Annotated in this window: 13 protein-coding genes and 2 tRNA genes; 5 read left to right on the top strand and 10 right to left on the bottom strand. The window is 62.1% G+C overall.

What is annotated here, in order from left to right; genetic code table 11:
- Positions 1-197 precede the first annotated feature (197 nt).
- The 5 genes from AC5ZFO_RS05280 to AC5ZFO_RS05260 all read right to left on the bottom strand — a co-directional run bounded on the left by AC5ZFO_RS05280 (position 198) and on the right by AC5ZFO_RS05260 (position 6,816).
- A complete protein-coding gene (locus AC5ZFO_RS05280) occupies positions 198-470 on the bottom strand; it encodes a hypothetical protein (RefSeq protein WP_282521683.1) in 273 nt (90 codons plus the stop codon).
- A gap of 296 nt (positions 471-766) precedes the next feature.
- A complete protein-coding gene (locus AC5ZFO_RS05275; protein ID WP_496121601.1) occupies positions 767-2,521 on the bottom strand; it encodes an ATP-binding protein in 1,755 nt (584 codons plus the stop codon).
- Between the two features lie 110 nt (positions 2,522-2,631).
- A complete protein-coding gene (locus tag AC5ZFO_RS05270; RefSeq protein WP_282521685.1) occupies positions 2,632-3,990 on the bottom strand; it encodes an RNA-binding domain-containing protein in 1,359 nt (452 codons plus the stop codon).
- Positions 3,991-4,610: 620 nt separating this feature from the next.
- Positions 4,611-4,698, bottom strand: a tRNA-Leu gene (locus AC5ZFO_RS05265).
- Positions 4,699-4,776: 78 nt separating this feature from the next.
- Complete coding sequence (locus AC5ZFO_RS05260) at positions 4,777-6,816, bottom strand: TonB-dependent receptor (protein WP_282521686.1); 2,040 nt, start codon at positions 6,814-6,816, stop codon at positions 4,777-4,779.
- Between the two features lie 575 nt (positions 6,817-7,391).
- Here AC5ZFO_RS05260 and AC5ZFO_RS05255 point away from each other — a divergent pair.
- The gene (locus tag AC5ZFO_RS05255) at positions 7,392-8,576 is read left to right on the top strand and encodes a PepSY-associated TM helix domain-containing protein (RefSeq protein WP_496121599.1); all 1,185 of its coding nucleotides are present in this window, start codon (positions 7,392-7,394) and stop codon (positions 8,574-8,576) included.
- 189 nt (positions 8,577-8,765) lie between these two features.
- On the opposite strand, the gene AC5ZFO_RS05250 is transcribed toward AC5ZFO_RS05255, so the two are convergent.
- Positions 8,766-8,852, bottom strand: a tRNA-Leu gene (locus AC5ZFO_RS05250).
- A 163-nt stretch (positions 8,853-9,015) separates the two neighbouring features.
- Between AC5ZFO_RS05250 and AC5ZFO_RS05245 the strand changes: the two genes are divergently transcribed.
- On the top strand, positions 9,016-9,981 hold the full coding sequence (locus AC5ZFO_RS05245; RefSeq protein WP_496121597.1) for a complex I NDUFA9 subunit family protein: 966 nt from the start codon (positions 9,016-9,018) through the stop codon (positions 9,979-9,981).
- A 166-nt stretch (positions 9,982-10,147) separates the two neighbouring features.
- On the opposite strand, the gene AC5ZFO_RS05240 is transcribed toward AC5ZFO_RS05245, so the two are convergent.
- The 3 genes from AC5ZFO_RS05240 to AC5ZFO_RS05230 all read right to left on the bottom strand — a co-directional run bounded on the left by AC5ZFO_RS05240 (position 10,148) and on the right by AC5ZFO_RS05230 (position 13,257).
- Entirely contained in the window at positions 10,148-10,888 is a 741-nt protein-coding gene (locus AC5ZFO_RS05240; RefSeq protein WP_496121595.1) for an SDR family oxidoreductase, read from the bottom strand.
- A 3-nt stretch (positions 10,889-10,891) separates the two neighbouring features.
- On the bottom strand, positions 10,892-12,217 hold the full coding sequence (locus AC5ZFO_RS05235; RefSeq protein ID WP_282521690.1) for an FAD-binding oxidoreductase: 1,326 nt from the start codon (positions 12,215-12,217) through the stop codon (positions 10,892-10,894).
- Positions 12,218-12,450: 233 nt separating this feature from the next.
- Positions 12,451-13,257, bottom strand: a complete 807-nt coding sequence (locus tag AC5ZFO_RS05230; RefSeq protein WP_282521691.1) for an undecaprenyl-diphosphate phosphatase — start codon at positions 13,255-13,257, stop codon at positions 12,451-12,453.
- Between the two features lie 169 nt (positions 13,258-13,426).
- Here AC5ZFO_RS05230 and AC5ZFO_RS05225 point away from each other — a divergent pair, with 169 nt between their 5' ends.
- From AC5ZFO_RS05225 to AC5ZFO_RS05215, 3 genes are all read left to right on the top strand, one after another.
- Positions 13,427-14,119 carry a glutathione S-transferase family protein gene (locus AC5ZFO_RS05225; protein WP_063980220.1) on the top strand — a complete coding sequence of 231 codons (693 nt, stop codon included), beginning with the start codon at positions 13,427-13,429 and terminating at the stop codon, positions 14,117-14,119.
- On the top strand, positions 14,068-15,243 hold the full coding sequence (queG, locus tag AC5ZFO_RS05220; RefSeq protein ID WP_282521692.1) for a tRNA epoxyqueuosine(34) reductase QueG: 1,176 nt from the start codon (positions 14,068-14,070) through the stop codon (positions 15,241-15,243). The genes AC5ZFO_RS05225 and queG overlap by 52 nt, the downstream gene beginning before the upstream one ends.
- A 183-nt stretch (positions 15,244-15,426) precedes the next feature.
- On the top strand, positions 15,427-16,224 hold the full coding sequence (locus AC5ZFO_RS05215) for an acyl-CoA thioesterase domain-containing protein (protein WP_282521693.1): 798 nt from the start codon (positions 15,427-15,429) through the stop codon (positions 16,222-16,224).
- Positions 16,225-16,309: 85 nt separating this feature from the next.
- Here the strand turns inward: AC5ZFO_RS05215 and AC5ZFO_RS05210 are convergent, their stop codons facing one another.
- Positions 16,310-16,777 carry a nuclear transport factor 2 family protein gene (locus AC5ZFO_RS05210; protein ID WP_282521694.1) on the bottom strand — a complete coding sequence of 156 codons (468 nt, stop codon included), beginning with the start codon at positions 16,775-16,777 and terminating at the stop codon, positions 16,310-16,312.
- Positions 16,778-16,792 lie beyond the last annotated feature (15 nt).

Raw genomic sequence — 16,792 nt, 5'->3', positions numbered from 1 at the left:
GGAAATGCTGGATATCCAGAAAAGGCTGGTGCCCAGAAAAGGACTGGGTCGCCACCATCGCGAACAGCGGCATTTGCGGGCGTTTCGAGCCGACCGGCTGGGCCTTGTGTACCGGTGTTGTGTACCGGCTTCAAGACCCGAGTCGTCGGCATCGCCAAGGCCAGCCAGTCTCAGTCCAATCATCTCATCCCCACTGTCTATGGCCCTTCCTCCTTGGCGTTCCCAGCTGGTGTTTCAGGTACGATGACTTCCAGCTTCACGTCGAAAACGACATTCCCATATTCGTCCCGCTCGATTCTGATTTTATTGAATTCCAAAAGTTTGGACGCGAGTTCCTGAGCGATCCGCGCCGTGATCATTTCAGTGGCATCCTCGTCAGTGTAGCCGCCAAGTTTCATCAGCTTTCCATGGCTACGCAGAGGCTTGATACGATGTTCAGGGACTTCTCGGGTCGGCTTTTTTTCAGACATAGGATAACTCCGCTGCGGCTCTATGTGCCGGATGTTCTGATCGAAGTCGGGCCTTAATTTCTTCTGAGAAGTCGCCCCCCCCGAGGCCTTCTTCCGCTCGTAGTATTCCCGACTCCGCTTGCGCTGGCAGACCAAGCATCTGTTGTGGCTATTCCAGGACGTAATTGTCTGGCACCTCGAGCAAAATCTCTTTGGCCGTTCCTTGGGCTGAAATGACACTAGATTCGTCGATAAGATCACATGAGTCAGGGAAGTCGCCGCCCGCCACCGTGAAAAGTGGCGAGCGGCGGGTGCTGTTAGTCGAGGAGAGCCGTGACGTTCATCGACAAGTACCGGCGGTACTGCTCGAACAGCCGCCCGGTCTCATCATCATCGTCTCCGGACATCGTGTACTCGCAATACCCGAGGACATAGAGCAGCTGCTGGATGGCAGTGGTCGCGCGCCGCGGGACCGCGCGCTTGCCGTTCCCTGCTCCAGATTCAATCCCAGCCGCCTCGAAGACAGTCTTAGCGAACGGGTGAGAGATGTTGACCTCAACAACCAGACCGCCAACCTCTCCGTCCATCAGCGGGCGGTACAGCACCCCGTCGGGCAGGCTATCAACGGCCCGCAGGTAAGGCGCAAAGCCCCGCTTCACGGCCGGCGGCGGCGTCTGTTCCGAAGGTTGGTCGGAGGCGGGGACATCTGCCTCGAGGGCGGGATCGTCCACGACGATCGGCTGCGTGGGCTTCGGAGGAGCGACGACCGGCCCACGCCGGGGAACACGAAGCTCGCCCTTCTTCTGGTTAACAGCTTCGATCAGCAGGTTGGCACGAGACCCGATGAGCCGATTTGACTCATTGAACAGGTCGTCGATCTCAACCTTCGTCGGGACATCCTTCTGACGCCAGAGCGCGTCCGCTGTACGGGCCGAGTCGCGGAACAAGTCCTTGAACTTGGCTTCCGCCTCGTCGTCGAGAACGATGGTGGATTTCGCAACGTCGACCTTGAAGTGTGTATCTGCCGAGCTATCGAACTCGATCTCCGCCCGGAAGGCGTTGAGATGGAAATCACGGCTGAACAGGCCGAAGGTCTCGCCGCTGCGTACCAAACGGCCGTTCCGGTAGACATACGCACCCTGGTGCTTCTGGTTGTAGCGATACCGCCGCACGAGTTCTTCCGGCTGGGAGTTCGGATGCGGCAGCGCGATGGCCGTGAAAAACGCCGAGGTGCCGTCGTCGAAGTCGATCTTCTCCCGGCGGTAAATCGACTGGGTGTCAGGATTCTCGCGATGGAGCGGATCGAACGGCTCCACCGGAATGTCGTCGATGTTGATGGACAAGCGGCGAATGCTGTCTGCGGTCGCAGAGAGGATCTTGCCGTAGGTCTCCCCTGCTTTGCGTACCAGGTTCGAGCGCAGCTTCGTCAGATCGCGGGTCTGAAGCTTCACAGCGCGCAGAACAACGACCGTCCCCTTTCCACCCGATTTGGTCGTCGGACCAGGAAGGGCGGCAAGCGCCACCTCAAAGAACTTGCGCTCCTCGGCTGTCGGCGCACGAGCTTCCTGCTCCCAGCGATCCGTGCGCTCGATCCGCCCCTGGTCGATAGAGCGGCGCTGGATCACACCAGTCTCGCTCCGGGTCAGGATCTCAATATTAGTGGCGAGCGCGAACCCGGCACCCTTCAGTCCCACACCGAACCGCGATAGCGAGGTCGACCGATAGAGATGTTCGGTGCGACTGCCTGCGCGAAGCACCTCGTCGATAATCGCATCCGCAATACCGCTTCCGTTGTCGGCGATGACAATCTGCTCGATGGTCTTGCCCTTCTTAGCGAAGGACACAGAAACGCCAGAAGCTCCGTTTTCGACGGAGTTGTCGACGATATCCATCGTCGCGGTCAGGGGATCGTAGGGGAATGCTGCGATCGCGTGGGCGATGCGACCAGCGGAGGGGTCTGTCTGGATGACAGATGCGTCCTGGCTGATTTTGGACACAGCAGCAGCCGTTGAGCGAATCGTGCTCATTTTCAGTTCCTTTCTCACCGGAGCACCTTGCGTGATCCGGATCATGTGACGCCGCTTGACACCTTGGGACGTTGCGTCCGAAAGCTACCGGCGACCGGAAACATAAGAGCGAGCCTGAATCCGGTCAAGGAGCGGCAGCGAAGATTTTAGCTGAACTACATCGCAAACGTATTTCGCGACATCTCCTTCAGCTCCTCCTCCACCAGCCGCTTAGGCAACTTAAAGAAGTCGAACAGCTCGTACAAAGGTGCGAGCATTGAGAAGATCACTTCGGGAAGAGCATCTGGAAGCGAAGACACCGCGACCGTAGCAGTGGCTTCATGCTGATCTTGGCTGGTGCTGCGCCCACCGAACATTATCCTACGAGTATTGCCATGGGAGACGAGAACCCGGCCAGCGAGCTTGGTCCACTTAGCCGCCAGGATGAGATTTGCATTCGCTCCATTGAGCGCACGGGCGATGTAGAGCGCCTGAAGGACCGCTTCGCCTAAGCGCCAAGTCGGCGTGGTAATGTCGAGGGATGTTCCAGGTTTGACGTCCTTCCATCCTCCATCTTCTGGATATCCTCGCCGCAAGAACAGCAAGCCCGCGGGCGAAATGCGCCAGAAGTCATGGTGGGCCGGCTTGTCGTAGGACCCGTCCGTGTCAGGCCCGACCCAGCACTCGATGGCTCCATCTACTGCAATAGGTCTGTAGGGATTTCGACTGAGATTCACGAAGGGTGGCCAGCCCGAATGGTTCCGGACCGCGAGGCGGATAGTGTCATTGAGGTCGGAAAGGGATTGACGATCAAAATCGCCGTCTATGGCAATCGATAGATCATAGTGACCATTCGGTAGTGTCGGCGGCACGCCCGGCGGCAGAGCAGCAACGCGGCCTTCCCAACGCACGATCGCCTTTGCTTGGAAATCCTGCAGCTGATCAAGCAGACTGGGTGTTGTAGGCCGGGCGCTTGGAATCACACCGGCCATGATTGAACGCATCGCGTCAAGCAGCTCCGCTTGTCGATTCTGGAGACACCGCTCAAAGAAGCGGTCCCATTCTTCCGCGCTCTTGGGCTCCTCGCCAGCAGGGCCAGGCCGACGAATATACACACGATGGGGTACAAGTTTCTTGCCGTCTGGTGAGCCCGCCTTGGCACGGATTGGCACCCTGTGGCCGCCGGGCACGACAATGACGGGATACTTGTCAGTTCCGCCGGTTCGAGACCGATGAAGCACGCGACACTGAACTCCAGGATCGATGTACTTAGCCACAACCGATTGGATGCTGTCCTGCGACCAAGCATCCAGGTTTGCGGGCCGACCAGCTGCCACGTTGAAAGTCCCGTCCGTCTGCTCTTCAAAGCCGACCACCACGACGCCCCCGCCATGATTTGCAAGGGCAATGATCTCTTTAGCTAAGAGGGCGCGGTGGTCATTGTCGGTCAGGTCGAGCCATTCCTTCACTTCTACGTCTAGGGTTTCTCGCGGCTCGTTAACGAGGTCATCCAGATCGGCGTTCGGGTCAGACATTGGCGCTCCGGTGGCAACGAATCGGTCGCAAATTCGAAGCTGGTATAGCGCGCATTACCCGCCAGTCGCCACCAGGGCGAGTACAACCCACAGTGATGCAAAGCGCGCGGAGCTACACTGAGCGCAGGTCGTGGCACTAAGCGGACACTAAATCGAATTGTCGCTTGGTCACAAAGCACACCGAAGCAGTCCTAGTCGGAAGCCCTAATTAATTTCCCCCAACATGCGTCCGATTGCAGTTGCTGCGTGGGGCCTTCCGCTTTCGCTACTATGGCCGGATCGCGCCAGCTCATCGGCGATAGCTCGGAGTGAACGGCGACCGCCCTTTGGGGTCTTTCGGCGCAACCGCTTGGCCAGGGCGATCATTTCCTCGCCGTGTTTCTCGTCGTCAATTTCGCGATAGCTCTTGCGGCCTTCAACCTTTACGCCAAGGGCGCGCTTCCGATCTCGCGCGGAGGACGTCGAGAGGTGTGCGCGTCCTGAAGCTGTAGAATGAAGAGTCGGTATCTTTCGAGAGGTAGGCCATTCGATAGTTCATACGCGCTGTGTCCCGGTCTTGTGTACCGGTTAGCGGCTCAAATTCCCTGCAAATGAGCGATTTCAACCACTTGGGTTGGGGGTGGTGCCCAGAAAAGGGCTCGCGACTTCACGGCCGTTAAGCCACTGGCACCTGAAGCCAGCGCGTCTACCAATTCCACCAACCTGGGCATGCCGTTTGGGGCACGGAGGCGGTTACTACGGTTCGGTGACGCGCTTGGCGCAGGACGATGGCCCTTTCTGGCAGCGTCAGAAGTCAACCGTCATTGACAACCACAACGTACGCGGCATGCCGCTGATCACATAACCAGTCGGATTGCCGATCCAATAGCGTTTGTCGAAGAGGTTGGTGAGAGAAGCACGGAACGTGGTGGGTCGTCCCACCAGTTGGGTTGCGTAACGTGCACCAATGTCGAACGTCATCCAGGCCGGGACACTTTGGATGTTGTCAGCGCTGACATAGGCTTGGCTGGTGTAGATGGTACGCGCCGTCGTGGTCAGCCCGGGCAGGAACGGAGTGTCCCACTCGACACCGAGATTGCTCTGCCATTCCGGAGCACCGATGGCACGGTTGCCATCATGGAGGTGCCCTTCAGTCTTTGTCAGCCGCGCGTCGAGGTAAGTCACCCCTCCCAGGACGCGGATCCCGGGCCCGACTTCACCGAACGTATTGAACTCGATGCCACGGTTCCTTTGCTCGCCATCGAGGCTGAAGATCCTGGTAACCGGATCGGTCACGCCGTTCGGCAAGCTGATCTGGAATGCCGCGAGGCTCGCGCCGAAGCCTCCGAGATCAAGCTTGGTTCCGACTTCATACTGCTTTGTCTTGAAGGGCGCGAACACCGCATTGGTGTTGGCGGCGCCGGACGGCGGCGTTGGTCCAGGCGTGAGGCCTTCGATGTAGTTGGCGTAGAAGGACAGCTCCTTGATCGGCCGAACCACCAGGGCCACGGAAGGCGACGTGGCGCTCTGATCGTAGTGGGTCGTTTCCAGGCCGCTCACGGGGGCATAGCTGTTCGCGATGACCTGCTGCTGTCGCGCTCCGACGATCACCTGAAGCATCCCGTTCATCATCGAGAGCGTATCGGCGACGCCGACACTTCTCAGACCAAGGAAAGCCGACTTCCCCTCAGGGAATGAAGAAACCGGGGCGCCCGGACTCGCCAGCAGGGTCGGCGTGTAGATGTTGGTAAGATAGTTTCCGTAATTGGTCTGACCGAGCCGGTCAGTGCGGTTCATGGCGCTGCCGCTGACAACGACCTCATGACCAACCGGACCTGTGTCGAAACGCGCCCGCACGCCGGCTTCGCCCGATACGCCGTCGTTTTTGCCGGTCTGGAAGCGAGAGGTCGAGAGGGCATCGCCTGCTGTGTTTAGAATGGTGGCGCCGGGGGCTTCCTGCTTGTCGAAGGTGAATTGGTTGCCGCCGATTGCGCCGAACACGGTGACATTATTCGACACATCATATTCGGCGCGCGTAAGCCCGGTGAGACTCTTCGCGCGGGCATAGTCGAACGGCTGGGCAAGGTTGATGCGAGGGTCCGGAGCGTTCGGCACCGCGATGCCAGTGACGGGCGTGTAGCCACGAGCTGCCGCTTTCATCCAGTCGTCCTGATAGATGACATCGGCGGACCACCTGAAGCGCTCGCCCCGATAGTCAACGCCAAGCGAACCGACTCCGTCGCGTACCGACTGACGGTCGATCGTCGTATTGCCGCCATCGATCCCGCCGTTGAAACGAACGCCCCATTCCCGCTGTTCGCCGTAACGGCGCGCCACGTCGATTTCCGTGCCAAACCGCGCATTCGAGATGTAGCCGGCAGTCAGACGCGTCAGGTCCTCGTTTGCCCGTTTGGTCACGACATTGACGCTGCCGCCGATGCTGCCAGACGGAGCCATGCCATTGAGGAACGCCCCGGGCCCCTTGAGCAGCTCGATGCGCTCGATCGGCGCAGGGTTGATCCGGTAAGCCGGCACGAGGCCGTACAGCCCATTCAGCGCGATCTCGCCGTTCTCGACCCGGAAGCCGCGAATGGTCAGCGCGTCATAGCGATTGCTGCTACCGATCGCCGCCCGTACTGACGGATCGGAATTGGTCAGGACCTCGGCGACGCTCGTCGCCTGCTGATCGCGGATGGTCTTTTCCGTGTAGCTCGTGAGGCTATATGGCGTATCCATATAATCCCTGTTGCCGAGCAGGCCGACCTGTCCGCCCCGCGCGACTTGCCCTCCAACATACGGCACCGGCAACGCTGCCTGTTTTGCTCCAAGCGTGGCCGGCGCGCTCATCACCGGCGCGTTCTCACGTCGCTCTGCCCGCCGCGTCGTTGCAGAGCGCGATGTATTCGATGACCGCTGTTGCCGCGCGGGAGAGGCTCGCTGCTCGGGCGCAACGACGGTCACGGGAGGGAGTGACTGTCCGGACGTCGCCGATTGTTGGCGGCCCGACTGCTGTGCGACGGATGAGGTCGTGGTCAAAAATACTGACACGCACGCAAGCCCAAATGCGCGCGAGAAGGTCACGTCGTTAAGCATGCAGTCCCCGGAGTTTTCTTCTTGATGCCCCGTCCCAGACACGAATCGCTTGGGACGAGAGCGAATAAGCATTCGGGAAAATCCATGCCAACTAGAAGGCGTCTAAGCTTCCAGCTGATCCTGGCGCGCCGCTCTACGTTTCGATTTCACATCGCATCGATTGTTGGTAAGCGCGAAAGCCTTTTGCTGCCGCCCGAACGCACGATGCGAAAAACTTCGTAAGACCGCAACGCGCCGGATGTGATCGCGACGAGCCATGAGGCAGACCGCGCGAAACCACCGCGGTCAATTGTCACAGACGCGCAATTGCTGGGGACTCAAGACCCGACATGACATCGCTACTGGTAAATGCGTCGCGTACCGCCGCGCGGAAGCGACCCAACATGCGATCGCTGCGGACGTGGGCCGGCATCCACCGCTGGACGAGCATCATCTCGACGCTGTTCCTGCTGATCCTCTCCCTGACGGGCCTGCCGCTGATATTTCAAAAGGAGATCGACGAGGCGTTTGGTTCATCGGGAATGTTGGCCGAAGTCCCGGAAAGCAAGGGCGCGCCAACGCTTGATTCCATCGTCTCGGCAGCGCTGGCGAGACACCCCGGCGATACGATGATCTCACTCGAATTTGCAAAGCGGTGGCCAATCGTGGAGACGCGCTCGGCGCCGACCCCGGATGCCGGACCCACCCGGATACACCGCGAGGCGATCGACCTTCGCACCGGTGAGCTCACAACGATGCCGGAACGGCGTAGTCCCGTGATGCAATTCCTGCACACGCTGCACGCGGATTTGTATCTGGGGCTGCCCGGCGGCTTGTTCCTTGCCAGCATGGCACTCGTTGTCATCGCCTCTGTCGTCTCGGGCTTGATACTCTATCCGCCATTCGTCCGCCGATTTGGATTTGGCACGGTTCGCACGAACAAGAGCCGAAAAATATTCTGGCTCGACCTGCACAATCTGACGGGCATCATTACGATGGCATGGCTGCTCCTCGTTGCCACGACCGGAGCAATCAACACCCTGCATGGCCCCGTTTCCACTTCGGTAAGGACAGCCATGTCCGACGAGATTCGGCGGCGGGTCGTCGTGACACAAGCAGGGCGAATGGAAGAGGTCGATCGGCCCGGGTCAATCGAAGCTGCGGTTGCTGCTGCCCGCGGCAAGGTGCCGGCAGCGCGAGTGATGTCGTTGGTGTTCCCGAACGCTGAGATCAGTCCGTCCAACCACTACGTGGTTCTGATGAAGGACGGACAAATGATGACACAGGAGCTCTTCTACGCGGTGCTCATCGACGCCCATACCGGTGGCGTGTCGGACGTATTCGAGCCGACGGGTGTCACGAAGGCGCTGCTTATCGCCGAGCCGTTGCATTTTCCGACGACGTTTCCCGGTCTGGCGCCCAAGCTCGTCTGGGCGTTTTTCGACATCGTGACGATCACGGTGCTGGTGAGCGGTTTGTATTTGTGGGCCAGCAAACCGGGCGGTCGCATCCAGCGCAAACGCTCTGCGAAATAGGAGGCGCCGGTGCCGACACGGCGAGCGTATTCTTGCAAGCCAAGAACCCGCGGCCGCCATCCTCGCCAGGAGGGAGCGGATGGGCTGAGCGCGCTCGCCGGGGAGACAAAACCACCCGTGGCCAAGGCAGCCGTCCAAGCACGCGGATGGGGCTCAACTAGCTGGAATTGCTCATTTTCCAGAATCGTATGGTGCCCAGGAAAGGACTCGAACCTTCACGGCCGTTAAGCCACTGGCACCTGAAGCCAGCGCGTCTACCAATTCCACCACCTGGGCATGCCGTTTGGGGCACGGAGGCGGTTACTACGGTTCGGTGACGCGGTTGTCAAATGCTGCTTGGCACCTGCGCGGGGATGCGGATTGCGCATCGCAAACCGGCCCGATACAAGCCTGATAACACGCACTCTTTCCGCAGGAATGGACCCCAGGAATGGATCCCATGGCATCGAATCTGGAAACTCTCGTCACGGTTTTCGGCGGATCGGGGTTTTTGGGCCGGAATGTCGTCCGCGCGCTGTGCCGCCGGGACTACCGGGTCCGGGTCGCGGTGCGGCGGCCGGAACTGGCCGGGTACCTCCAGCCCTCCGGCAAGGTCGGGCAGGTCCACACCGTGCAGGCGAATCTGCGCTATCCGGCCTCGGTCGAGGCGGCGCTGCGTGATTCGCATGTCGTGATCAATCTGGTCGGCATCCTCACCGAGGGCGGCGCGCAGAGCTTTGACGCCGTCCAGGCCAGGGGCGCCGAGACCGTCGCAAAGGCGGCGGCCGCCGCCGGTGCGCGTTTGGTGCATGTCTCCGCGATCGGCGCCGATGCGGAATCGCCCTCGCGCTATGCCAAGGCCAAGGCGGCCGGCGAAGCGGCCGTGCTGGCCACGGTGCCCTCGGCCACCATCTTCCGTCCCTCCGTGATGTTCGGCCCCGAGGACCAGTTCACCAACCGCTTCGCGGCGCTCGCCCGGATGTCGCCCGTGCTGCCGCTGATCGGCGCCGACACCAGGATGCAGCCGGTCTATGTCGGCGACGTCGCCACCGCGATCGCGGATGTCGTCGACGGCAAGGCCAAGGCGGGCGCGACCTACGAGCTCGGCGGGCCGGAAGTGCTGACCATGCGCGAGATCATCGAGGCCATCATCGCGATCGCCGACCGCAAGCCGATGCTGGTGCCGCTGTCATTCGGGCTCGCCCGTTTCCAGGCCAATTTCCTGCAATTCGCCCCGGGCGCGCTGAAGCTGACCCCGGACCAGGTCACGCTGCTCGCACGCGACAATGTGGTGTCGGATGCGGCGAAGGCGGCAGGGCTGACGCTGGAAGGGCTCGGCATATCAGCCGATTCGCTGGAAGCGATCGCCCCGCAATATCTCTGGCGTTTCCGCGCTGCGGGTCAGTTCCAGCGCAAGAGCGCGTAGGGCATCTCTCTCCGTCGTTATGGCCGGGCATAGCCGTCCGAAGGACGGCGTCGCTTCGCTCGCCTATGACCCGGCCATCCACGTTTTTCTCACCGCGGCCACCAAGAACGTGGATGCCCGGCACAAGGCCGGGCATGACGAGACTGTAGTGCGGGTCGCAACTGCCTCAAAACTTCAGCTTCTTGAACACCGCTTCCGGCAGCGTCTTGATGATGAGCATCACGAGACGCCATTTGCCGCTGACATAGACGACGTCGGTCTTCTTCTCGACGGCGTTGAGGATCGCATCGCCGACGACCGGCGCCTCGACGGTGAGCGGGCCGATCAGCTTCATGCCTTCCGTCATTTTCGTACGGACGAAGCCCGGCTTCACCGTGACGACGTGAACGCCGCCGCGACTGGCCCGGGCGCGCAGGCCCGACAGGAAGGCGGAGAAGCCCGCCTTCGCCGATCCGTAGACATAGTTGGAAGCACGGCCGCGATCGCCGGCGACGGATGAGACGCCGACGAGCGTACCACTGCCGCGTGCCAAAAATTTCTCCGCGAACAGGCCGAGGATCAGCGACGGGCCCTCGTAGTTGGAGCGCATGATCGTCGTGGCATGCGCGAGATCGCTCTCGGCATTCTGCTGCACGCCCAGTAGGCCGACGATCGAGATGACGACATCAGGCAACGCAGGAAGGCCGCTCACAAAGCCATCGAACGAAGCGGTATCGAGCACATCGAATTTGTGGAGGCGAACCTCGACATTGTAGCGCGCGCGCAGATCGGCCGCATCAGGCTCGAGTGCGGCGACGTCACGGCCCGCGAGGGCGACATCGTATCCGGCCTTGGCAAAGGCGCGCGCGGCGGCGCGGCCGATATCGGAGGAGCCACCGAGCACAATTGCGGACTTGCGTGACGTCACGGCTTAAACCTCATCGAACAGGCGTTGCGAAAGTTTTGAGCGGATGGTCCCGGCGGGATCGAGCGATTTGCGGATTGCGTTGAAGCGCCGCAAGGCCGGATAGCCGGCTTCGAACGTGGCGCGCGACTGGCGGGCGTCCTTGGCGAGATAAAGCCGGCCGCCGGCGGCGACGACCAGGCGGTCGATCTCGTCGAGGAAATTCAGGATGTCGCCCTTCACCGGGAAATCCAGCGCCAGCGTGTAGCCGGGCAGCGGGAACGATAGGATGCCGTCGCCCTGGCCGAGTTTCTTGAGCACCGCGAGGAAGGAGGCATCGCCGCGCCGGGCGACGCGATCGAGGATCTCGCCGAGCACGGCGCGGGCGCCCAGCTCCGGAATCACGCATTGATGCTGAAGAAAGCCGCGCCGGCCGTAGATGCGGTTCCAGTCGGCGATGCTGTCGAGCGGAAAGAAATACGGATAGAGCGAGACCACATGGTCGCCGCCGGCGCGCCGCGCGCCCATGCGGTAGTAGAGCTCGTTGAAGGCGCGGATGCTGTAGCGGTTCAGCGTCATCGACGGCAGGTCGACGGGCACCGCGAGGCCGGGATTTTTGCCGGCGGGAAATGCACCGGCGCCGTCGGCAAGCTCGTCTGTCCTTGCGTGCTCGCCGAGATAGATCAGCGAGCGGCCGAGATCACTGCCGCGTGCGGCACAATCGATCCAGGCCACCGAATAGGTGGCGGAATCGCCCGCATCGAGCGCGCGCATCGCGGCGTCGAGATCGGATGCGGAGATCACCCGCTCGCGGATCCACCCCGTTTCGACCGGCCGTAGCCGCATCGTCGCCTCCAGGATCACCCCGGTGAGGCCCATGCCGCCGACGGTCGCAAAGAAGGCGTCGGAATTCTGTTCGCGCGAGGCTTCGATGGTCTCGCCCTGCCCGGTGCGCAGCAAAATGCTGTCGACATAGCGGCCGAAACCGCCCTCGCAATGATGGTTCTTGCCGTGGACATCGGCGGCAATGGCGCCGCCAACCGAGACGAAGCGCGTACCCGGCACGACGAAGGGCAGGAAACCGCGCGGACCAAAGGTGTCGATCAGGTCCGACAGCAGCACGCCGGCTTCGAGGCGGATGCGTCCGGTCACGGGATCGAACGACCGGACCCGGTCGAACCCCGTCATTGCGATGGTCCTTGCGGCGCCGATCGCGGCATCGCCATAGGCGCGGCCGTTGCCCCGAGCCACCGAGCCTGTCACCACGGCTTCGCCCACGGCCTCGAACGACCGCGGCCGCAGCAGCTCGCTATCGACGACCGGGAAACGCCCCCAGCCGCTGACGAGGGTCATGGCTCAGCTCCTGTGCCGGGCGCGCGCCGCCCTGCTCTGGAAACTGCCTACCGATCAAAAGCTTATTTTACGTTGAAGGCGCGGTAGAAGCGTCGCCCGGATGGAGCCACTGGGTCGGCGCAAAGCGCCGCCCGATGACAGGCTCCGCGCAATCCGGGATGGTGCCACAAGCGCTGCCGGCCCCGGATTACGCTGCGCTCCATCCGGGCTACGGGCTCAAAGCGTTTCTAAGGTTAACGGCCGAGCGCCAGCGCGATCAGGCCGAGCGTGCCGACGATCACGCGCCACCAGGCGAACACCGCAAACCCGTGGCGGGTGACGTATCCCAAGAACGTCTTCACCACGATGATCGCGGTGATGAACGACACCACGAAGCCGATCGCGACGATCCCCATGTGGTCCATCGTCATCTCGGAGCGGTTCTTGTAGAAATCGTAGGCGAACGCGCCGATCATGGTGGGGATGGCGAGGAAGAACGAGAACTCCGCCGCCGCGCGCTTGTCGGCACCCAGAAACATCGCGGCGACGATGCTGGCGCCGGAGCGCGACACGCCCGGGATCATCGCGATGCACTGCGCGATGCCGATATAGAGATACATCAGCAGCGGAAAGCGGGTGGCGTCATGCTCGCGCGCCTTGAGATCGAGCCGATCGACCCACAGCAGGATGGCGCCGCCGACGATCAGCGAGAAGCACACCACCCACGGATTGAACAGCAGGGTCTTGATGTATTTGCCGGCAACGAGACCGACGATGACCGCGGGCAGGAACGCCACCAGCACACCGATCACGAAACGGCGCGCATAGGCGTCGCCGGTGAACATGCCGATCGCGACGTCCCACAATTTCTTGAAGTACAGCACGACGATCGCAAGGATCGCGCCGAGCTGGATCAGAACGGTAAACGAATCCCAGAACGCGCCTTCGCCGAGATGGAAGAAGCGCTCCGCGAGCAGAAGGTGGCCGGTCGAGGACACGGGAAGGAACTCGGTCACACCCTCGATGATGCCGAGGATCACCGCCCGTATTGCGTCTGACATATTTACGGTCCATTTCCGCTGGAAAAGCGGGGCTCTTCTCGCCTATTCGTCCTTCTCTCGCAATCGCAAAATGCGGCATCGCGCCCTTGCCTCGCGGTTTTGAAGGACTAGTGTGGCGCCGCACAAACATTGATGGATTCTTAATCACCATCAAATAGTCAAAGGCTTCATGTTTACGCTGTTTCATCACCCGTTCTGCCCGCATTCGCGTTTCATCCGCCTGATCGCGGGAGAATACGGGCTCGAATTGCGGCTGGTCGAAGAGCGCAGCTGGGAGCGGCGCGAGGCATTTCTGCTGCTCAATGCGGCCGGTACCACGCCCGTCCTGGTGGACAAGGAACAATCGCCCATACCCGGCGCGGCGATCATCGCCGAATATGTCGACGAGGCCTATGGCGCCGACATGGGACCGAAGCGCCTGATGCCGGAAACGGTCGCCGAGCGCGTCGAGGTGCGCCGGCTGATGGCCTGGTTCAACGAGAAATTCTTCGAGGAGGTCTCGCATCCCCTGGTCACCGAGCGCATCTACAAGCGCTTCATGAGCGAGGAGAACGGCGGCGGCGCACCCTCGGCCGACGTGATGCGAGCCGCCAAGGCCAACGTGCGCTATCATCTGGCCTATATCGGCTGGCTGGCGCAGACGCGGAACTTCCTCGCCGGCGACCGGCTCACCTACGCGGATCTCGCCGCCGCGGCGCATCTCTCGGCGATCGACTATCTGGGCGACGTGCCATGGAGCGAGGACGACGCAGCAAAGGCGTGGTACGCGCGGGTGAAATCCCGCCCGTCGTTCCGCCCGCTGCTGAGCGAATGGCTGGCGGGCGTGCCGGCGTCGCGGACCTACGTGGACCTGGATTTCTGAACTCGGATCCGACCGAACTGAAGGCGGCGCTTGCAAACGAGGCACGCGCGCTCGGCTTTGACTGCATCGGCATCACCGCATCCGGCACGATCGAAAGCGCCGGAAAGCGTTTTCTTGAATTCATCGCTTCGGGCGGCCATGGCGACATGGATTGGCTTGCAGCACAGCCGGAGCGCCGCGTCGATCCGCGCGGGCTGTGGCAGGACGTGCGCAGCGTCATCATGCTCGGCGTCAATTACGGGCCCGACCAGGATCCGCTCGCGATCCTGCAGCAGCGCACGCGCGCGGCGATCTCGGTCTATGCCCAGGGCGACGACTATCACGACCTCATCAAGAAGCGCCTGAAGGCATTGGCGCGCTGGCTGGTCGCGACGGCGCCATCGGACGTCAAGGTGTTCGTCGACACCGCGGCGGTGATGGAAAAGCCCTTGGCGCAAGCCGCGCATCTCGGCTGGCAGGGCAAGCACACCAATCTCGTCTCACGCGAGTTCGGCTCCTGGCTATTCCTCGGCGCGATCTACACGACGCTCGAGCTGCCGCGCGACGACGCCGAGATCGATCATTGCGGCTCATGCCAGGCGTGCCTCGACATCTGCCCGACGTCGGCGTTTCCGGCGCCCTACAAGCTCGATGCGCGGCGCTGCATCTCGTATCTGACCATCGAGAACAAGGGACCGATCCCGCACGAGTTTCGCAACGCCATCGGCAACCGCATCTATGGCTGCGACGATTGCCTTGCGGCCTGCCCCTGGAACAAGTTCGCGCAGGAGGGGCGCGAGGCAAAGCTCGCCGCGCGCGACGAATTGCGCGCGCCGTCGCTTGCCGAACTCGCACGGCTCGACGATGCATCGTTTCGCGCGCTGTTCACGAAGTCGCCGGTCAAGCGCATCGGCCGTGACCGCTTTTTGCGGAATGTGCTGATCGCGATTGGCAACTCCGGGGATGCGGAGTTGGTGGGGGAGGTGCGACGATTGCTCGGCGATGAGAGCGCGTTGGTGCGTGGCGCTGCGGTGTGGGCGCTGGGGCAGTTGGTGCCCGATGAAGAGTTCGCGGCGATCAAGACGAACGCGATTGCCGGCGAGCAGGACGACAGCGTGCGTGAGGAGTGGCAAACCGTTTCCTAATTCTCGGTGTCATGCCCCGCGAAAGCGGGGCATCCAGTACGCCGCGGCTCATCGATTGAACCACAACCGTCTCGGAGTACTGGATCGCCCGGTCAAGCCGGGCGATGACAGCGGTTGTTGTGGCTGCCGCGCCCGCTGCCACCACACTTGATTTCCCCGCAGCTTTCCTCAAAGTCGCGCGTCATGACAAACATGCCTTTCTTCACCCGCGACGGCGATACATTCCATCCGACGGAAGTGGCCAACGGTCCCTGGGATCCGAAATCGCTGCACGGACGCGTCATCGTCGGCCTGCTCGGCTTCGCCATCGAGGAGCGCCATTCCGGCCCAGAATTCGTGCCGGCGCGGCTCACGGTCGACATGTTTCGGCTGCCGACCATCGACAAGCCGATCGAGGTAACGACGCGGCTGGTGCGCGACGGACTACGCATTCGCGTGGTCGAGGCCGAATTTGTCTCCGGCGGCGTCAGCATGGCGCGTGCCTCGTGCCAGCTGCTGCGCAAAACGCAGAATCCGGACGGCAACGTCTGGTCGCCGCCGAACTGGGACGCGCCGAAGCCGGACGACATTCCCAAACCCACCGATCCCAGGCTCGGCATGAACGGCAAATGGACGACGCGGCCGATCGTCGGCCATATGGGCTCGCTCGGTCCGCGCCGGCTCTGGATGAGCGAGGTGCGCGAGCTGGTGGCCGGTGCGCCGATGACGCCGTTCGTTCATGTCGCTGTTGGTGCCGACTACGCGAGCCCCTTTGCGAACGCCGGCGACAAGGGGCTCGGCTACATCAACAGCGACGTGACGATCTATCTGCACCGCCTGCCGGTGACGAACTGGATCGGCTTCGACGTGGTCAATCACCAGGCGACCGATGGTGTCGCGATCGGCGAATGCTGGCTCTACGACGAGCAGGGCCCGATCGGTACCGCGACGGTCGCAGCACTGGCGCAGCGCAAGCCGATGGCGAAGCAACCGTCACCGTAACTGGGCATCACAGACATCAGCGGCTTGCGCAGCTGCGCTCCCTGCCCCTCCCCCGCAAGGGGGGAGGGAATGAGAGAGTGGTGCATTACGCCAGATGCCGCTTCATCTCCGGCCGCGCTTTCAGCTCGGCGCCCTGCTTGCCGACGATCTTCGCAATCCGTTCCGGCGCAAACTTCAGATCGACGAACGCCGGCGCGGTGTTGGCGACCTCGTGATAGCTCACGATCTTGCCGTCGCGCAGCGTCATGATCGCGACGCCCTCGAACATCGCCCGCGCGCCGTTCGCTTCGGCCAAGGTCGAGCGATAGCTGAAGGTGTAGCGCGCATAGAGCGTGGTGCCGTCGGTTACGGGATCATGCATGTCCCAGCGGAAATCGGTCGCCGTGCGATAGAACCAGTCGTCGACCATCGCTGCGATTTTGGAGCGGCCTTCGAAGGCGCCGTAGAAGACGTCGTGATAGACGCCGTCCTCGGTGAACAGTTCGGCGAACGCTTTGCCGTTGCGCTGCTCGACGGCGTCGCAGAAGGCGCGCAGCATGGTGGTGGTGGTCATTGGCGTTGCTTCCCT

Source organism: Bradyrhizobium sp. Unk1 (assembly GCF_059512345.1).
The sequence above is the reverse complement of the archived record's forward strand: the minus strand, read 5'-3'. Positions and strand labels throughout refer to the sequence as shown.

Bases quoted from the DNA above. Each gene is read 5' to 3' on its own strand.
- AC5ZFO_RS05280 (WP_282521683.1), bottom strand. From the start codon at position 470: ATGTCTGAAAAAAAGCCGACCCGAGAAGTCCCTGAACATCGTATCAAG.
- AC5ZFO_RS05275 (WP_496121601.1), bottom strand. From the start codon at position 2,521: ATGATCCGGATCACGCAAGGTGCTCCGGTGAGAAAGGAACTGAAAATG.
- AC5ZFO_RS05270 (WP_282521685.1), bottom strand. From the start codon at position 3,990: ATGTCTGACCCGAACGCCGATCTGGATGACCTCGTTAACGAGCCGCGA.
- AC5ZFO_RS05260 (WP_282521686.1), bottom strand. From the start codon at position 6,816: ATGAGCGCGCCGGCCACGCTTGGAGCAAAACAGGCAGCGTTGCCGGTG.
- AC5ZFO_RS05255 (WP_496121599.1), top strand. From the start codon at position 7,392: ATGACATCGCTACTGGTAAATGCGTCGCGTACCGCCGCGCGGAAGCGA.
- AC5ZFO_RS05245 (WP_496121597.1), top strand. From the start codon at position 9,016: ATGGCATCGAATCTGGAAACTCTCGTCACGGTTTTCGGCGGATCGGGG.
- AC5ZFO_RS05235 (WP_282521690.1), bottom strand. From the start codon at position 12,217: ATGACCCTCGTCAGCGGCTGGGGGCGTTTCCCGGTCGTCGATAGCGAG.
- AC5ZFO_RS05230 (WP_282521691.1), bottom strand. From the start codon at position 13,257: ATGTCAGACGCAATACGGGCGGTGATCCTCGGCATCATCGAGGGTGTG.
- AC5ZFO_RS05225 (WP_063980220.1), top strand. From the start codon at position 13,427: ATGTTTACGCTGTTTCATCACCCGTTCTGCCCGCATTCGCGTTTCATC.
- queG (WP_282521692.1), top strand. From the start codon at position 14,068: ATGGCTGGCGGGCGTGCCGGCGTCGCGGACCTACGTGGACCTGGATTT.
- AC5ZFO_RS05215 (WP_282521693.1), top strand. From the start codon at position 15,427: ATGACAAACATGCCTTTCTTCACCCGCGACGGCGATACATTCCATCCG.
- AC5ZFO_RS05210 (WP_282521694.1), bottom strand. From the start codon at position 16,777: ATGACCACCACCACCATGCTGCGCGCCTTCTGCGACGCCGTCGAGCAG.